Origin of the sequence: Gordonia sp. VNK1, from assembly GCF_040049135.1 — a bacterium.
GTDB lineage: Bacteria > Actinomycetota > Actinomycetes > Mycobacteriales > Mycobacteriaceae > Gordonia > Gordonia oleivorans.
Genome location: NZ_JBDZDJ010000018.1, coordinates 82,563 through 97,543, shown reverse-complemented (window position 1 = coordinate 97,543; position 14,981 = coordinate 82,563). Strand labels below are relative to the sequence as shown.

At 67.0% G+C, this 14,981-nt stretch carries 16 protein-coding genes and 1 pseudogene; 8 read left to right on the top strand and 9 right to left on the bottom strand.

Annotation, left to right across the window (positions count from 1 at the left end):
- Positions 1-506 precede the first annotated feature (506 nt).
- Positions 507-1,757 (top strand): class I SAM-dependent methyltransferase, encoded by a 1,251-nt coding sequence (locus ABLE94_RS19695; RefSeq protein ID WP_348809597.1) that lies wholly within the window; start codon positions 507-509, stop codon positions 1,755-1,757.
- Here ABLE94_RS19695 and ABLE94_RS19690 read toward each other — a convergent pair.
- From ABLE94_RS19690 to ABLE94_RS19680, 3 genes are all read right to left on the bottom strand, one after another.
- Positions 1,720-2,559 (bottom strand): alpha/beta hydrolase, encoded by an 840-nt coding sequence (locus ABLE94_RS19690; protein WP_348809596.1) that lies wholly within the window; start codon positions 2,557-2,559, stop codon positions 1,720-1,722. The genes ABLE94_RS19695 and ABLE94_RS19690 overlap by 38 nt on opposite strands.
- Before the next feature lie 7 nt (positions 2,560-2,566).
- The gene (locus ABLE94_RS19685; protein WP_348803198.1) at positions 2,567-2,956 is read right to left on the bottom strand and encodes a hypothetical protein; all 390 of its coding nucleotides are present in this window, start codon (positions 2,954-2,956) and stop codon (positions 2,567-2,569) included.
- Positions 2,957-3,061: 105 nt separating this feature from the next.
- Positions 3,062-4,009: a helix-turn-helix transcriptional regulator gene (locus ABLE94_RS19680; protein WP_348809595.1), complete on the bottom strand. Its 948-nt coding sequence runs from the start codon at positions 4,007-4,009 to the stop codon at positions 3,062-3,064.
- A 94-nt stretch (positions 4,010-4,103) separates the two neighbouring features.
- Here ABLE94_RS19680 and ABLE94_RS19675 point away from each other — a divergent pair, with 94 nt between their 5' ends.
- Positions 4,104-4,706 carry a TIGR03086 family metal-binding protein gene (locus ABLE94_RS19675; protein WP_348809594.1) on the top strand — a complete coding sequence of 201 codons (603 nt, stop codon included), beginning with the start codon at positions 4,104-4,106 and terminating at the stop codon, positions 4,704-4,706.
- Between the two features lie 126 nt (positions 4,707-4,832).
- Here the strand turns inward: ABLE94_RS19675 and ABLE94_RS19670 are convergent, their stop codons facing one another.
- Entirely contained in the window at positions 4,833-5,519 is a 687-nt protein-coding gene (locus ABLE94_RS19670) for a TetR/AcrR family transcriptional regulator (protein ID WP_348802818.1), read from the bottom strand.
- Between the two features lie 141 nt (positions 5,520-5,660).
- Here ABLE94_RS19670 and ABLE94_RS19665 point away from each other — a divergent pair, with 141 nt between their 5' ends.
- The gene (locus ABLE94_RS19665) at positions 5,661-6,479 is read left to right on the top strand and encodes an MBL fold metallo-hydrolase (protein WP_348802819.1); all 819 of its coding nucleotides are present in this window, start codon (positions 5,661-5,663) and stop codon (positions 6,477-6,479) included.
- A gap of 148 nt (positions 6,480-6,627) precedes the next feature.
- Positions 6,628-7,641, top strand: a complete 1,014-nt coding sequence (locus ABLE94_RS19660; RefSeq protein ID WP_348809593.1) for a zinc-dependent alcohol dehydrogenase family protein — start codon at positions 6,628-6,630, stop codon at positions 7,639-7,641.
- 18 nt (positions 7,642-7,659) lie between these two features.
- Here ABLE94_RS19660 and ABLE94_RS19655 read toward each other — a convergent pair whose 3' ends face one another.
- Positions 7,660-8,553 carry an EamA family transporter gene (locus ABLE94_RS19655; RefSeq protein WP_348802822.1) on the bottom strand — a complete coding sequence of 298 codons (894 nt, stop codon included), beginning with the start codon at positions 8,551-8,553 and terminating at the stop codon, positions 7,660-7,662.
- An 83-nt stretch (positions 8,554-8,636) separates the two neighbouring features.
- On the opposite strand from ABLE94_RS19655, the gene ABLE94_RS19650 reads away from it, so the two are divergent.
- Positions 8,637-9,542, top strand: a complete 906-nt coding sequence (locus ABLE94_RS19650) for a LysR family transcriptional regulator (protein ID WP_348809592.1) — start codon at positions 8,637-8,639, stop codon at positions 9,540-9,542.
- A 245-nt stretch (positions 9,543-9,787) separates the two neighbouring features.
- Here the strand turns inward: ABLE94_RS19650 and ABLE94_RS19645 are convergent.
- Positions 9,788-9,922: pseudogene (locus tag ABLE94_RS19645) on the bottom strand (type II toxin-antitoxin system VapB family antitoxin); the annotation flags it as partial.
- A gap of 160 nt (positions 9,923-10,082) precedes the next feature.
- Here ABLE94_RS19645 and ABLE94_RS19640 point away from each other — a divergent pair.
- From ABLE94_RS19640 to ABLE94_RS19630, 3 genes are read left to right on the top strand one after another with little or no spacing between them, the layout of a single operon-like run.
- Positions 10,083-11,057, top strand: a complete 975-nt coding sequence (locus ABLE94_RS19640) for a pirin family protein (protein WP_348809591.1) — start codon at positions 10,083-10,085, stop codon at positions 11,055-11,057.
- Positions 11,058-11,064: 7 nt separating this feature from the next.
- Positions 11,065-11,529 carry a MarR family winged helix-turn-helix transcriptional regulator gene (locus ABLE94_RS19635; RefSeq protein ID WP_348809590.1) on the top strand — a complete coding sequence of 155 codons (465 nt, stop codon included), beginning with the start codon at positions 11,065-11,067 and terminating at the stop codon, positions 11,527-11,529.
- Positions 11,526-12,299: a pirin family protein gene (locus tag ABLE94_RS19630; protein WP_348802828.1), complete on the top strand. Its 774-nt coding sequence runs from the start codon at positions 11,526-11,528 to the stop codon at positions 12,297-12,299. The genes ABLE94_RS19635 and ABLE94_RS19630 overlap by 4 nt, the downstream gene beginning before the upstream one ends.
- Before the next feature lie 12 nt (positions 12,300-12,311).
- Here the strand turns inward: ABLE94_RS19630 and ABLE94_RS19625 are convergent, their stop codons facing one another.
- The 3 genes from ABLE94_RS19625 to ABLE94_RS19615 form a co-directional block, all read right to left on the bottom strand.
- Positions 12,312-13,271, bottom strand: coding sequence for a cation diffusion facilitator family transporter (locus ABLE94_RS19625; protein ID WP_348809589.1), 960 nt, complete (start codon positions 13,269-13,271; stop codon positions 12,312-12,314).
- A gap of 104 nt (positions 13,272-13,375) precedes the next feature.
- Positions 13,376-14,044: an MspA family porin gene (locus ABLE94_RS19620; RefSeq protein WP_348809588.1), complete on the bottom strand. Its 669-nt coding sequence runs from the start codon at positions 14,042-14,044 to the stop codon at positions 13,376-13,378.
- Between the two features lie 67 nt (positions 14,045-14,111).
- Positions 14,112-14,795: an MspA family porin gene (locus tag ABLE94_RS19615; protein ID WP_348809587.1), complete on the bottom strand. Its 684-nt coding sequence runs from the start codon at positions 14,793-14,795 to the stop codon at positions 14,112-14,114.
- Between the last annotated feature and the right edge of the window lie 186 nt (positions 14,796-14,981).

Below are 14,981 nucleotides of genomic sequence, written 5' to 3'. Positions count from 1 at the left end.
CCCCCAGCGGACGCGCGCCCCGTCCCCCGTCGGTCGAGCCGCCTCGTGCGAGCTTGCGAGCCCGCGGCGGCTCGAGACCACCCGCTCCCCACCCGCCGGCCGAGGCGCCCCCCTCCCGTCGGTCGTGGCGCGAGGAGCCCCCAACGGACGCGCGCCCCGTCCCCCCGTCGGTCGAGCCGCCTCGTGCGAGCTTGCGAGCCCGCGGCGCGTCGAGACCACCCGCACCCCACCCGCCGGTCGAGGCGCCCCCACCCGCCGGTCGAGGCGCCCCCACCCGCCGGCCGAGGCGCCCCCCTCCCGTCGGTCGTGGCGCGAGGAGCCCCCAGCGGACGCGCGTTCCGTCCCCCGTCGGTCGAGCCGCCTCGTGCGAGCTTGCGAGCCCGCGGCGCGTCGAGACCACCCGAACCGACGCCGGAACACCACCAACACCCCACCCATCCACCCCACGCCCCGCCGCGAACACCTTGTGCACCGACACCGAAGCAGGACCGAAGCAGGGAGGCCGCATGAGCGTCGCCGCATCGTTGGCGCGGGTGATCGAAGACCAGACACGGGGTGAGTTACCGGTCCATCTGACGGCCTGGGACGGCAGTACCGCCGGCCCCGAGGACGCACCGCACGTCGTGCTCTACAGCCGGGATGCGTTGCGGCGCATGCTCTGGCATCCGGGGGAACTCGGTGCCGCGCAGGCCTATGTCACCGGTGAACTCGACGTCACCGGAGACCTCGACGACGCACTCACCCACGTGTGGCAGGTGTCGGCCGAGCGCGGCCTCTCCAAGATCCGGCTCACTCCCCGACTGTTGTGGGATCTGACTCGACTGGCGTTGTCGCACAAGCTGATCGGACCGCCCAAGGCGCCGCCGGCCTCGCAGGCGCGGGTACGCGGCCGGTTGCATTCCCGGGCGCGGGACCGCGCCGCGATCAGCCATCACTACGATCTGTCCAACGAGTTCTATTCGCTGATCCTGGACGAGCACATGGCCTATTCGAGCGCCTACTGGACCTCCGAGGCGCCCGACTACACGCTCGCCGATGCGCAAGCCGACAAGCTGGATCTGGTGTGCCGCAACGTCGGACTGGATCACCTCGGGCCGGGAGCGCGGCTACTCGACATCGGATGCGGATGGGGATCACTGTCGCTGTTCGCGGCGGAGCGCTACGGTGCACGGGTTCTCGGCGTCACGATCGCCGCCGAGCAGAAGGAGTTCATCGACGCCCGGATCGCCGAACGCGGACTGGGTGACCTGGTGGAGATCCGCGTGCAGGATTACCGCGAGATCCCCGATTCCGGCTTCGATGCGGTGGCCTCGATCGAGATGGGTGAGCATGTGGGACAACGCAATTACCCCACCTATGCCGCCGTCCTCCATGACAAGGTGAAGGCGGGCGGGCGCGTCTGCATCCAGCAGATGTCGCGTCGCGCCGGCAATCATCCCGGTGGCGGCCCGTTCATCGAGTCCTTCATCGCCCCCGACATGTACATGCGTCCGGTCGACGACACCGCCGCCATGCTGCGCGACGCCGGGCTCGAGGTGACCGACGTGCGGCCGATGGCCGAGCACTATGTGCGCACCGTGGACGCCTGGTACGAGACGTTCGAGAAGAACTACGACGCCGCCGTCCGACTCGTCGGTGACGAGGTGGCACGGGTGTGGCGGCTCTACCTCGTCGGCGGGCGGATGGCCTTTCGTGACGGCCGGATGGGCGTCGAACAGTTCACGATGCGCCGACCCGCTGATCCAGCCACCGTGTGAGTGTGCCGATCACGTCGTCCTTCTCCGGTTCGTTGAAGATCTCGTGACGCAGCCCGTCCCAGATGATGACGGTCTTGTCGTCCGACCCGGCCAGCTTGTCAACGAGTCGGCTGCCGTACGGGTTGGTCAGCTTGTCTTCGCTGCCGTGCATCACCAGCACCGGCATTCTCAGCGTCGGCAAGCGCTTCGGGAAGGACTGCATCGTGGTGACCATCTCTGCACCCAGCCGGGCCGGGATCTTGCCGCGGTACACCAACGGGTCGGCCTCGTACTCGGCCACCACCGCCGGATCGCGACTGATACTGGCGGAGTCCAGCGCCAACGTGGGCAGCGTCGGCGCGATCTTGCCGACGATCTTCGACACCGCGATCAGCGGACCGGGTAGGTCGTCGCCCGGCATGATCGCCGCGCCGGACAGGATGAGCCCGGCGAGTTCGTCGGGGTGGTCGAGCGCGTAATCCAGCGCGATGCAGCCGCCCATGCTGTGTCCCAGCAGATAGGTGGGCAGTCCGTCGACGGCGACGTTGCCGATCACGCGGTGCAGGTCGGTGGTGTAGTCGGAGAACGAGCGGATCCGCATGCGCGCACCGCCCGAGCGGCCATGCCCGAGGTGATCGGGAACCGCCACTACGTACCCGTCGGCCAACAGTGCATCGACAACGTGGCCGTAGCGTCGTCCGTGCTCGCCCATGCCGTGCGCGATGACGACCACCGCGCGCGGCTGCGCCGACTCGGGTGTGTGGACGTCGTAGACGATGGTCTCCCCGTGTGCGCCTTGAAATTCGCGCTCCTCGACAGTCACTGACCGCTCACCCCAATCCGATGCGTGACATGACACTGCGACTGGCCGATTCGATGGCCCCGATCGGACGCAGCGCGGCCTCGCCGATCGCCACCAATGCCTCCACCCGACCCACGATCAATTCCATGCGGTCCACGATCTCACCCATCCGGTCAACGGTCGCATCCACCTGCACCAGTGTGTTGCTCAGGTGGTTCAGCGTGGCCTCCATCTTCACCATCGTGCCGTCGAGATCGGTGAGGGTGTTCCCGAACCCGTCGAGCGCGTCGCCCATGTCGGTGAGGATCGTGTCCACCTGGCCCACGGTGACATCCGCGTTGAGCGCGGCCTGCGCGAGTTTCCGGAATCGCTGACGCTCGCCGGGACGAGTCCCGATCGGCGCACCTTTGTCTGCCATGAGCCTGATTATGGTTGTTTTGCGCGCAATCGGGAAGACATCGGGATACACGGTGTCCTCAGATGCGGACGCCATCCCGGACGCGATTCGTCGAGGCCGGCGACCTCAGGGTTGTTGTCGTGCGGACGACTCCGCGACCATGTGTGCCCGGGAGCGCAGTTCGTCGCGGAGCCAGATCGGTTCGATGACCTCGAAGTCGACATCGAAGCCCACATTCCACAACACCCGCGACACGCGCGCCCGATCCGCGAAGCGCAGATGGACGCGGACGTGTGTCGGTGAGTCGCTCTCCTTGACAGACGCCACGACTACCGGACCGACGAGCTTGTCGACATCCTCTCGTGCGCAGTCGAGGATCACGTCGAGTTCCTCGAATCCGGCCCGGAACGCGTCCCGATGCCGTTCCCACACCTCGTCGAGATCCACCTGCTCGTCCCGGTTCGCCGGTTCGTCGAGAATCTGCACATCCGACATCCGCGAGACGCGATACATCCGTTCCTCGCCATCGGAATTGGCGACGAGATACCACGTGTCGCCGGCGACGATGAGACCGATCGGATCGAGTACCCGCTCCCGGGGCTCGCGTCCTCGCGCCTGATAGGTCAGCCGGATTCGCCGGCCGTCGAACACCGCCTGCTGCACCGGGGCGAGTTCGTCGAGCGTCGCCGGGGAACGCACAAAGCCCTCCGGGCGCACCAGAATTCGCTGAGCGGCCGCGGCGACCCGACTCCGGTGCGCCTCCGGCAGGGCGGCCTCGAGTTTGCGCTTGGCGCTCGCCGCGGCGGGCGAATCGATCCGTCCGCCGCCCGACAGCACGGCGATCGCCTCACTCAGCGTCAGCCCGGACAGATCGGTGCGGTATCCCGGCAGCAGCGCGAATCCGCCGTGGCGCCCGCGTTCGGAATACACCGGCACCCCCGACGCCGACAAAGCCTCGATGTCACGCAACACCGTGCGCTCCGAGACCTCGAGTTCCACGGCCAGTTCCGCAGCCGTCATCCGGCCCCGAGACCGCAACAGCATCAGGACCGACAACAAGCGATCGGCACGCACGAGAAAAGTCTCTCAGAAATACCTGACAGAAGATGTCAGGTATCGGCGTTTCACTGGTTGTCGTCAGCCACCACGACCATGGAAGGAACTCATCATGAGCACTCCCGCACTCCCCGCCGATCCGCGTCCCGTCTACGCCGCCGCGACCCGCTGGGTCACCGATCTGCTCACCCGCGTCGACGACGACCAACTCGATTCCCCCACTCCCTGTGACGATTTCGACGTTCGCGCGCTCGCCGGGCACCTGATCGGCACGGCCCGTCGGGCGGTCGCACTCGGTAACGGCGACGACGTCTTCGCCGTGCCCAGCGTCGACGATCGCCACGATGCGGGCACCTACGCCGACCTGACCACCGTCGCCATCGACTCCTGGTCCGGCGACGCGAAACTCACCGCGATGGTGAAGGTTCCGTGGGGCGAGGTCCCCGGCGCGGGCGCACTCTGGGGTTACGTCAACGAGACGCTGGTCCACGGTTGGGATCTCGCCGTCGCCACCGGACAAGACGCCGAACCCGACCCGGCACTCGCCGAGGCCACTCTGGCTGTGGCACAACGGTTCATCCCCGCGGAGATCCGCGCCGACGACACCGTCCCGTTCGGCCCGGTCGTCGAGTCACGCGACGGTGCCGGGCCCACCGAGCGTCTCGCCAACTGGTCCGGACGGACGTCGTCGGCGTGGGTTCAGGTCACCGCTTAGGTCGTACCGGTTCACACCCGGACGCCACGGTCGCCGCCACCTTGTTCGTGCGGGCGGCGGCGACCCGACGGTTATCTGGTGGTGCGGTATCGGCCGCGTCGACTGCACCGCCCGGTCGGTTACGGTTCACCTGGATACCGAACCGGTGCGCATCAGGACCACATCGATCGCCGCGGTGATCGCGAAGTCGAACTCGGCGTCACGGTCGTAGCGCGCGAGTTCCTGCGCAGCCTCGGTGACGCGTGGCAGGCCGGACTGTTCGAGCACCTCGCGGCGCGACGACCATCCGAGATCATCGCCGACCCCAAACGTGGGGTCGACGTTGACTTCTCGCAGCAAGGTACCGACGAGTGCGGCGACGAGCGTACGCAGGAGGCGCACGGCCTCGGGGACCGCACATCCGGCATCCCGCAGCACGGCGAGAAATGCGTCGACCGGCGCGAGCCCGGCCGGCGACGCCAACTGCCGGGTGAGAACCAGCGACGCGGCCTCGGGATGAGAGAGCGCACGCACCCGAAATGCGTCGGCGATCGCGCGCAGATCCGTCGCGGTGTCACCAGTTCGTCGGGGCAAGTCGATACCGCTGAGCAGATGTTCGGCGACGGCGTCGAGTACGTCGTCTTTGCCGTCGACGTGGTTGTACAGACTCTTGGCGTCGACGCCCAGCAGACGGGCCACCGATCGCATCGACACCTGCGGAACACCCTCGGCATCAATGACTTTCAACGTCGCTTCGACGATGGCGGCGCGGGAGAGTCCTGCACTGTCCTTGGGTGGCCGGCCCCGTCGGACCGGTTGAGGCGATCCCGTCATGAATCCCAGTATGCCCACCCCTTGAGTAAATCCACAGCGTGGGTATTGTGGTGACTCGGATTACCCTCACCGTGGGTAGTGGCGGGTCGGCGGCATACCGGCCCACGACGGCGACAACCTAAGGACAGTAGACCGACTGCCATGAAGGTCCATCATCTCAACTGCGGAACCATGCATCCGTGGGGTGCACCCGACGGTCTGGTCTGTCATGTGTTACTCGTCGAAACCCCGAACGGCCTGGTTCTCATCGACTCCGGTCTGGGGCTTCGTGATCGTGCGGCGCCCGCTCAACGATTCGGACCCGCTCGCCACTTCGTACGGCCGGTGTTCGACGAGTCCGAGACCGCGATCCGGCAGGTGCAGTCGCTTGGATACCACGCCGCGGATGTGACTGACATCGTGCTCACCCACTTCGACGCCGATCACATCGGAGGGCTGGCCGACTTTCCCCATGCGCGTGTGCATCTCACCGCCAAGGAGGACGCGGCCATGACGAATCCCGGCACACTGATTGAGAACCGCCGTTACCTCCCGGCCGGCCACGACCACGGACCCATCCTGGTCACCCATGATCCCGCCCAGGGCGATATGTGGCGCGGATTCGCGCGGGCGACCGAACTCACCGACATTGCGGACGGGATCGTGCTCATCGGTCTGCCCGGACACAGTCGCGGACATGCGGCCATCGCCGTCGATGCCCGCGATCCCGACGACCCGAACGCACCCGACCGGTGGGTTCTGCACATCGGCGACTCCCTCTATCACCATGGGCAGATCGACGGCAGCGGGCACACACCGCGGAGCCTGACCGCGATGGAGCGCGCCATCGCCTACGACTGGACACAGGTTCGGGCCAATCACCGTCGGCTGCGCGAACTCTGGGCCGAGAAGCAACCCGACCTGGTGATCGTCAACGCCCACTGCCCGACCCTGTTGCGCCGCGCCCGTGAGAGCGGGTAGGCCGTCTCCCCTCGCGCGACCCCACTCGGCTCACGCGGGTCGTCGACGATTCACGGGAGCGACGACGACCCGCGCGAGTGGGCACTCACCACCAGGAGGTAATGCCAGACCCTCCCACCGATGTGGACGACGTAGTTGACTGGGATTCATGTTTGGAGCCGTCATTCATGCCCCCGGCGACGTTCGTTACGAAGAGCGTCCCGATCCCGTCATCCTCGAACCGACCGACGCGCTGGTGCGCACCGTCGCCGCGTGCGTGTGCGGATCCGATCTCTGGCGCTATCGAGGAATCGCGGACGTCAAGAAGCCCACGCCGATCGGCCACGAGTTCTGCGGGGTGGTGACCGCGGTCGGCGACGATGTCCGCAGCGTGACGCCCGGTGACTTCGTCGTCGGTGGATTCAACCCGTCGGACAACACCTGCCCGGTGTGCCGCAAGGGTGCAACGGCCAACTGCCAGAACGGTTCCCACTACGACGGTGCACAAGCCGAACAGATCCGCATCCCGATGGCCGACGGCACCCTGGTGGCCACCCCGGAGATGCCGCCGAACGACCTGATCCCGAGCCTGCTCACCCTGTCCGACGTCATGTGCACCGGGTGGCATGCGGCCGTCTCCGCCGGTGTCGGTCCGGGCACCAGTGTGGCCGTCGTCGGTGATGGCGCCGTCGGTCTGTGCGCCGTCCTCGCCGCGGTGCAACTCGGCGCCGAGACGGTGATCGCGATGAGCCGCCACGAACCGCGTCAACGCGTGGCCACCGAGTTCGGCGCCACCCACATCGTCGAAGAACGCGACGACGAGGGCATCGCCCGCATCCGGGAACTCACCGACGGTATCGGCGCCGACTGTGTCCTCGAATGCGTCGGCACCGAGGGCGCGCGACTGCAGGCCGCGGGCAGCGTTCGCCCCGGCGGCAACATCGGACTCGTCGGGGTACCCCACGGCGATCTGCCGATCGACCAACTCTTCTGGCGCAACGTCGGCATCAAGGGCGGTCCGGCGCACTGCCGCGCCTACCTGCCGCACCTCATGCAGCTCACCTGGGAACGAAAGATCAACCCCGGCTTGGTCTTCGACCTCGAACTCCCACTGAGCGAGGCCGCCGAGGGCTTCGCCGCGATGGATGAACGACGGGCGATCAAGTCGTTGTTGTGGCCGTAGGTCCGCTGCCCGTTGCCACTACCGCTCGCCGATCGTCTCCGGCACCCGAACCGGCAGCGTCGTGGGCTCCTCGATCCGCGCGCCGCCGCGGGCGGCACCGACTCCGGCGGCCACCACCAGGCCCAGCCCGATCACCGACAATGGACCCGGAACCTGGTGCAGCACAATCAGTCCGATCAGCATCGCGAACCCCGGTTCCAACGCCATCAGGGTGCCGAACGACGAGGTGGTAAGTCGTCGCAGCGCCTGCAACTCGAGCACGAACGGCACCACCGGCAGCAGGATGGCCAACCCCAGTCCGATCAGCCACAGTTGTGGGGTCATCCGACCCAGGGTGGCGGGACCGGCCACGACGGTCGCCACGATTCCGGCGACGGCCATCGACACCGCGAGTCCCTGCAGGCCGGACACCTCGTCGCCGACCTTCTGGGTGAGCAGGATGTAGGCACCCCAGCAGACCGCCGCGGACAGGGCGAACAGCACGCCGATCCCGTTGACGCCTCCCGACCACGGTTGGGTCAGCAACACCACCCCGAGCGCGGCGAGCGCCGGCCAGAGAACCCGTGCGCCACCGCGTGCGGTGAGGACCGCCACGCCCAACGGACCGAGGAACTCCAGAGCGCTGGCCGTGCCGAGCGGTATCCGGGCCGCGGCCCCCATGAACAGCATCACCGACCCGGCGGTGGCGACGCCGAGCGCGACGGCCGTGAGGAAACCGCGGCGGGTGAAGGCGCCCGGCCGGGGGCGAACGAACGCCAGCAGCAGCACACCGGCCCAGGCCAGCCGCAGCCAACCCGCGCCCTCCGCCCCGATGCGATCGATGAGTGCCACCGAGAACGCCAGGCCCAACTGGACGCAGAGCATCGAGGTGATGGCCATCGCCGTGCCGGTACGTGCCGCCGTGTGTTTCATGAATCCATTGAAGAACGGCGGGTTCGTTCGTGTCCACGTGATATTCCTGGACATATCGTTCGCCAATAATGAACAATCATGGCGTGGATCCTCGACGGCTGGAACTCCTGCTCGCCCTGTCCCGGCTGGGCTCGATGCGAGCGGTCGCCGACACCCATCACCTCACCACGTCGACGGTGTCCCAGCAGATCGCCGCACTGGCCAAGGAGACCAGGACACAACTGATCGAACCGGACGGTCGTCGTGTCCGCCTGACACCCGCCGGCCGACGACTGGCCGATCATGCGGTCACCATCCTGGCCGCGATCGACGCGGCCCTTCGCGATCTCGACCCCGACGCCGAACCGGTCGGCACCCTGCGAATCGGCGGTTTCGCCACCGGCATTCGCGAGTCCTTGATGCCCACCCTGGCCGAACTGGCCGCGACACATCCGGGGCTCCACACCATCGTCAGCGAGTACGAACCGATCGAGGCATTCGGTCTCCTCGCCGACGACGACCTCGATCTGGCGTTGACCTACGACTACAACCTCGCCCCGGCCACCCCCGATCCCGTCCTCGAGAGTGTCGCTTTATGGTCCACCCCTTGGGGTTTGGCGGTACCGGAACGCGCATCGGGCACCCTCGACCTGAACGACTACGCCGACCACGACTGGATCGTCAACTCCCGCAACAGCGCCGACGAGACCGCCGTGCGCGTGCTGGCCTCGCTGTCGGGGTTCACGCCGCGGATCGCGCATCAGATCGACAATCTCGACCTCGTCGAAGATCTCATCCTGGCCGGCTACGGCGTCGCCCTGTTGCCCCTGCATCGTCCGGCACGCGACGGCCTGACGGTGTTGCCACTCGGAGACCCCGACGTCCGGATGACCGCCTACGCCGTGACCCGCAAAGGCCGAGAACCGTGGCCGCCGTTGCGAGCCATGCTGAGTCGGTTGATCCCCGCCGATTCGGCCCCGGTGCTGGATCGGTGGCCGCGGACCCTGTGACGAACCGTCGATGCGAGACGGAATACCTCACCGCATCGACCTGTTGTGGACTGTGACGGTTCGCGGATCTCTGCCCCGGGCCCCACCCCATTCGCCGCTACGAGCGGCCACTTGCCGAGAGGCGCATTATCCGCGGGCCGTCGCTCTCCTCCGCCGTGATGTCCTCAGTCGCCACTCGTGACGACAGCTTTGTCGTCGGCACGTGCGTCGCGCCACGCCTCGTGATCCCACTCCTGGGCATGCCCGCGCGACCGCGCCAAGGCCTCGATCCGGTGACACCGCTCCACGTAGTCGTGTAGGGCGAGGTTCACCGCCTCACTCTTCGTGTGCACGCCGCCAATTCGCATGACCTCGTGCAACGCCTCATGGTCAAGACTCATCTGCGCCAACACCACCCATCGAGTCGCCGCCGGATGCACGCGGAAAGCACACACACCGTACCGCCATCGGCGACATCGACACCTCCGGAATAACCACCCACCCCACCCCGTTGACTCCCCCAGTTGCTCAAAATTGAGCAAATCCACAGAGGAGGTTCCCATGCCCGCCGTCACCGCCGACACCACCACCCTGCCCCGGCTGACACCGGCCGCGCTCGAGGACACCGAACGCGAGGTCCGCTCGGTCACCCGCGGCCCGCGTGGCTACGAGGGCGAGGGCTTCCCGGTGGTCAGGGCCTTCGCCGGGGTGTCCGCCGCGGCACTCGATCCGTTCATCCACATGGATCAGATGGGTGAGGTCGACTACCAGCCGGGTGAGCCCCGGGGCACCGACTGGCATCCGCACCGCGGCTTCGAGACGGTGACCTACATGATCGACGGCCGGTTCCAGCATCAGGACTCCACCGGAGGTGGTGGCCTGATCGAGAACGGCGCCACCCAGTGGATGACCGCCGGCTCGGGCATTCTGCACATTGAGACCCCGCCGGCCGAACTGGTCGAGTCCGGCGGACTGTTCCACGGCATCCAGCTGTGGGTGAATCTGCCCGCCAAGGACAAGTTCCTGACCCCGCGCTATCAGAACCTCGAGGGAGGTCAGGTCGCGCTCGTCGCCTCCCCCGACGGTGGGTCACTGGTCCGCATCATCGCGGGTGAGATCGACGGTCATGCCGGTCCTGGCTCCACTCACACCCCGATCACCGTCGCGCACGCCACCGTCGAGCCGGGTGCGTCGATCTCCCTGCCGTGGCGCCAGGATTTCAACGCCCTGGCCTACGTGCTGTCGGGCCGTGGAACCGTTGGCGCGCAGGCACGTCCGATCGAGCAGGGACAGCTCGCCGTGTTCGGTGCCGGCGATCGGCTGACCGTGTCGGCCGATTCCGGACAGGACAGCAACCGACCCGCATTGGAAGTCCTCCTGCTCGGTGGTCAGCCGATCCGCGAACCGGTCGCGCAGTATGGTCCGTTCGTGATGAACACCCGGGAACAGCTCGTCGAGGCGATCAACGACTTTCAGGCCGGACGGCTCGGCGTCGTACCGCCGGATGCGCTGATGCCGCACACCAGTGTCCGCTGACAATCCAGTGAGTTCTGTTGCACGAGAGCCCACCTCGTGGCGCTCGTTCATCGAGACCAGCGCACGCCTGCACACCCTGCTGGACGAGGAGCTACGCGCCCACTGTGGGATGTCGTTGTCGGACTATCACATTCTACTGATCCTGCAGGAGTGCCCGGAGCAGCGCGCCCGGATGCGCGACCTGTCGCGACGGATGGTGTTCTCCACCTCGCGACTGTCCTATCAGATCGACGTGATGGTCAAACGTGGCTGGCTCCGACGGGAATCGGCCCCCGAGGATCGCCGGGGCAGCTACGCCGTGGTCACCGAGGCCGGCCGCCAGGCATTCGCCGCGGCCGCTCGGGACCACGGCGAGGCCGTGACGCGCCTGTTCTCCACTGCCCTCTCGCCCGCCGACGACCGTCGCCTCGCGTCCATCATGGAGACCCTCACCCACCATCTCGATGACCTCTCGGATTCGGAGACCTCATGACCACCACCTCGCAGATCCGGGTGATCCGCGCCGACGACCGCCATCGCTGGGACAGCGAATGGCTCACCTCGCACCAATCCTTCCCCGCCACCGGCAATTTCGACCTGATCGGCAACGCCCACGGCGTCCTGATGGTCAACAACGACGACACCGTCGACGCCGGTGAGGGATTCGACACCCACCAGCACGCCGACACAGAGATCGTCACCTGGGTCGTCGAGGGATCGTTGCACCACAAGGATTCCCGCGGCCACGAGGGCGTCCTCACTCCCGGCGTGGTACAGCGGATGACCGCCGGCACGGGGATCATGCACTCCGAGCGCAATGCGTCCAGTCGGGCCGACAATCAGCGTCTGCGGGTGGTGCAGATGTGGGTGGCCACCGAATACGCCGGGGCCACACCCGGTTACGCCGAGGCCGACGTCAGTGAGGCACTGGTCTCGGGTGAACTCGTCCCGATCGTGTCCGGCCTCGATCACCATCGCGGTGTCGCACCGGTGACCCTGCCCAACAGCTACGCCGCGCTGCACGCGGCACGGATGCACGCCGGTGGCACCGTGACACTTCCGGCCGCCCCCTTCGGCCACCTGTATGTGGTCGACGGGACCGTCGACCTCTCCCTCGACGGTGAGGTCACCTCACTCGAGCGTGGTGACGCCGTCCAGTTCACCGATGCGACAGAGCAACCCGTCACCGCGACCTCCGACAGCGCGACATCCGACACCGAGATCCTCTACTGGGAGATGCACACCGGGTTCCCCGGGCACTGAGGGCATGTCACGTCACCGCTGCAACGACGGTTCGTCGGCGGTGGACAACGTCAGTACCGCCTCGACGATGATGTCCTGCTGCTCGATTTCCGCCTCGATCCGACGCAACAGCACGGCGACGTCATGCTCACGCATATCGCCGCGGATATCCACGGCCGCAACGAGGTAGTACTGCACCGGGCCCACGTATTCGACGTGTAGGTACGTCACGCGGTCGATGTCGGGATGCTCGAGCAGGAACCGCAGCATCGTGCCGCGCGTGACCGGCATCGCCGGTTGGCCCAACAGGAATTGACTGTTGCGCTGAATGAGGAAGATGGCGATCACACCGAGGAGCAGACCCACCAGAATGGAGCCGACCGCGTCGTACACGGCATTGCCGGTGATCTCGTGCAACGCCATTCCGGCCGCGGCGATCAGCAGGCCGGTGAGAGCCGCCGCATCCTCGAAGAACACCGCTCGCAGAGTGGAGTTCGAGGTGCGGCTGACGAACCGAAGTGGATGCATCGAGAGCCGTCGGCCACCCGCGTGCGCCTGCCGAACCGACTGCAGGAAGGAAACACCCTCCAGCACAAAGGATATGGCGAGAACGATATAGCCGACGAGATAGTTGGCGTCGGGTTCGGGATCGCGGAGGGAAGTGATGCCATGCATCACCGACACGGCAGCACCCACGGCGAACAGACCGAACGCGGCGAACATCGACCAGATGTAGGTTTCCCGGCCGTGGCCGAAGGGATGGGCACGATCCCGGCCGAGACCGCCGCGCCGTTCGGCAATGAGCAGGAACACCTCGTTACCCGAATCGGCCCAGGAATGCACCGCCTCGGCGACCATCGATGCCGAGCCGGTCAACACCGCGGCCGCCGATTTGGCCACCGCGATGAGAACGTTCATCGCGAACGCGATGATGACGGTCAGCAGTGATTCCGACCCGTCGGACTTGGGTGCCTCGTTCCGCTCCTGATCCACCTGCCGAGCATCTCACGGCGAGCGTCGTCCCTGCGGGACGAGCGCGGCGCACCCGGGAATCCCGGGTGCGCCGCACCGATGAGCTCAGCCCCGCTGTGAGAGGGTTATCCGAGGCTGAACGGCTTGCCGTAGAACGTCGTGACCTGCTCGGCGTTGCCAGTGACCACGTAGACGTTGGCGTAGGACCGCGCCTGCGCGTACCCGGCGCAGCCGTTGATCTGGATCGTCTCGTTGACGTAGCTCAGCTTGGCCTCGTCGACACCCTTGAAGGTCACCTTGGAGGAGTGCTTGTCGGCGCCGAAGTCGTCGGCACTCTCCACGTCGTTGACGTAGACGTTGACCGCCTGACCGGGCCCGATCGAGATCGAACCGCCGGCGGTGGCGGTCGCGGCGGTGACGTCGCCGCTGCTGTTGGCGGTGCCGCTGCCACCACCGTTGCTGGTGAGGCCGGAGATGTTGACCTGGCAGCCGATGACGTAGCCGGCCTGCACCTTGATCTTCTTGACCTTGGTGCTGGTGTGCACGGTGTAGTTCGCCGACACCCACGCATTGCGGTGCAGCGGCGTACCGCCCAGCGACTGGTTGATCGTGGCGTTCTCGCCGGTCCGGGTGACCGACACGACAGTGCCGTCACCCATGCGCTGCTGGTCGGTCTGCGACGGCAACGCGACGTGTACGTCGGCGGCGGCGACACCGGTCACCGACAGCAGCGCGGCGGCACCCATCGCGACGGGTCCGCCGAGCACGGCGAGACGCTTGAGACTGATGTTCATGGATCTCCCTCTCGGAGAATGGAAGTACGCCGGGATCATCGGCGCGGATGAGGAGTGGGGTGAAACGTCAGCCGATGGAGAACGGCTTGCCGTAGAGGTTGATCTTGCGGTGGTTGCTGCCGGTGGTCTCCACCGTGACGAAGGACCGCGCCTGCGCGTACCCCGCACAGTTCTGTACCTGCAGCTGCACGCGGTCGTAGTCGAAGTAGTAGGTACCCGACTTCTCGATGTCCTTGTAGTCGATCTGCGCGAACACGACCTGACCCGGCGTGATCGGGACACTGAGGGTGCCGGTTCCGGTGGGAGCGCTCGTGAGTGCGTTGAGGCTTCCGGTGAAGCCGACCGAAGCGCTGCCCACGTTGACCTGGCAGCCCACGATGTAGCCGACCGACAGGGTGGCGGCCGCGCCGTCGGTGGAGGTGCCATTGCTGCCCGGCGACGCGGATTCACCGGCGGGCCCGTTGTTGGGACCGGCGGCCGATTCCTTGAGCCCGGAGGCCTTGAGCACGATGTGCGCACTGACCCAGGCGGTGCGGCCGAGGCCGTTGCCGGCCAAAGATGGTGAGATCTGCGCGGATTCGCTGGTACGCGTCAGATCCAGGCCATCGCCGTGGGCGCTGCCGCCGGGCAGTCGCACGAATGCGTCGGCGTGTGCCGGCGCTGCCATCGCCAACCCCACCCCGAGTGCCGCGGCGCCCGCGGCTGCCGCGCGCACGGCCGCGCGGTTGCGCCGTGACTTGTTGGTGCTCATTGGTTCCCCTCACAGATGTCGTCAACGGTCGCGGTGTTCACGACCTCGCGAAGCGTACGGGGCCCACGGCAACCGGCCGGGGCCGATCAGATGGCGGCCAGGTGACCGTTGGCCGGTCGTCAGACGAATTCAATGTCCATGAAATCCTTTGTGTACCAATGTTGTTCGGTATGTCCGAGGTACGCC